Source organism: Sulfitobacter sp. PR48 (genome assembly GCF_028807335.1).
GTDB lineage: Bacteria > Pseudomonadota > Alphaproteobacteria > Rhodobacterales > Rhodobacteraceae > Sulfitobacter.
On the sequence record NZ_JARAMM010000058.1, the window covers coordinates 1 to 1,988 of the forward strand.

The window sequence follows — 1,988 nt, forward strand, 5'->3', positions numbered from 1 at the left end:
TCAATAAGTCAATGTTTCTGTTTTTCTGTATTCAGCATTTAACAATGCTTGTTAGTCAGATTTGGTGGGTCTGACAAGACTTGAACTTGTGACCCCACGCTTATCAAGCGTGTGCTCTAACCAACTGAGCTACAGACCCTCAGATACATCGTCATGAAGAACAACTTGTTGTGGATTCTTACCAATCGTCAATCTTTCGTTAAGGAGGTGATCCAGCCGCAGGTTCCCCTACGGCTACCTTGTTACGACTTCACCCCAGTCATCGGCCACACCGTGGTAAGCGTCCTCCTTGCGGTTAGACTACCTACTTCTGGTGCAACAAATTCCCATGGTGTGACGGGCGGTGTGTACAAGGCCCGGGAACGTATTCACCGCGGCATTCTGATCCGCGATTACTAGCGATTCCGACTTCATGGAGTCGAGTTGCAGACTCCAATCCGGACTACGATCGGCTTTTTGAGATTAGCATCCTATCGCTAGGTAGCAACCCTTTGTACCGACCATTGTAGCACGTGTGTAGCCCTGGTCGTAAGGGCCATGATGACTTGACGTCGTCCCCGCCTTCCTCCAGTTTGTCACTGGCAGTATCCTTAAAGTTCCCGGCTTAACCCGCTGGCAAATAAGGAAAAGGGTTGCGCTCGTTGCGGGACTTAACCCAACATCTCACGACACGAGCTGACGACAGCCATGCAGCACCTGTATGTAAGTTCCCGAAGGCACCAATCCATCTCTGGAAAGTTCTTACTATGTCAAGACCAGGTAAGGTTCTTCGCGTTGCATCGAATTAAACCACATGCTCCACCGCTTGTGCGGGCCCCCGTCAATTCATTTGAGTTTTAGTCTTGCGACCGTACTCCCCAGGCGGTCTACTTATCGCGTTAGCTGCGCCACTAAAGCCTCAAAGGCCCCAACGGCTAGTAGACATCGTTTACGGCATGGACTACCAGGGTATCTAATCCTGTTTGCTCCCCATGCTTTCGTACCTCAGCGTCAGTATTAGGCCAGATGGCTGCCTTCGCCATCGGTATTCCTCCAGATCTCTACGCATTTCACCGCTACACCTGGAATTCTACCATCCTCTCCCATACTCTAGCTTCCCAGTATCGAATGCAATTCCTAAGTTAAGCTCAGGGATTTCACATCCGACTTAAGAAGCCGCCTACGCACGCTTTACGCCCAGTAAATCCGATTAACGCTCGCACCCTCTGTATTACCGCGGCTGCTGGCACAGAGTTAGCCGGTGCTTATTCTGCGAGTAACGTCCACTATCCTAGAGTATTAATCCAAGTAGCCTCCTCCTCGCTTAAAGTGCTTTACAACCAAAAGGCCTTCTTCACACACGCGGCATGGCTGGATCAGGCTTCCGCCCATTGTCCAATATTCCCCACTGCTGCCTCCCGTAGGAGTCTGGGCCGTGTCTCAGTCCCAGTGTGGCGGATCATCCTCTCAGACCCGCTACAGATCGTCGCCTTGGTAGGCCTTTACCCCACCAACTAGCTAATCTGACTTAGGCTCATCTATTAGCGCAAGGTCCGAAGATCCCCTGCTTTCCCCCGTAGGGCGTATGCGGTATTAGCATTCCTTTCGGAATGTTGTCCCCCACTAATAGGCAGATTCCTAAGCATTACTCACCCGTCCGCCGCTAGGTAATGTAGCAAGCTACCTCTCCCCGCTCGACTTGCATGTGTTAAGCCTGCCGCCAGCGTTCAATCTGAGCCATGATCAAACTCTTCAGTTAAAAATCATTAGTAGCTTATGGCTACAAATCTTGGCTCATCAATTTTCTGACAAATATTTCTCAAATAAACTTCGAGTAATTTTTACCTTCAATCAATGAAATATTTTCGATCGATCAATCAGTAAAAATCCACACAAGTTGTTCTTCATAATCTCTTAATGATCTTCTTGCTGATTCGTCATCAGCAAGCTAGGTCGGCTATACTACTCTCTTTCAAGAAGAAGTCAACTGGTTTTGTTAATTATTTTTA

1 tRNA gene and 1 rRNA gene are annotated in these 1,988 nt (G+C 48.7%); both read right to left on the reverse strand.

Annotated elements, in window-relative coordinates:
• Nucleotides 1–62 precede the first annotated feature (62 nt).
• Nucleotides 63–139: transfer RNA gene (locus PVW51_RS24165), tRNA-Ile, on the reverse strand.
• 61 nt (nt 140–200) lie between these two features.
• A 16S ribosomal RNA gene (locus PVW51_RS24170) occupies nt 201–1,738 on the reverse strand.
• Nucleotides 1,739–1,988 lie beyond the last annotated feature (250 nt).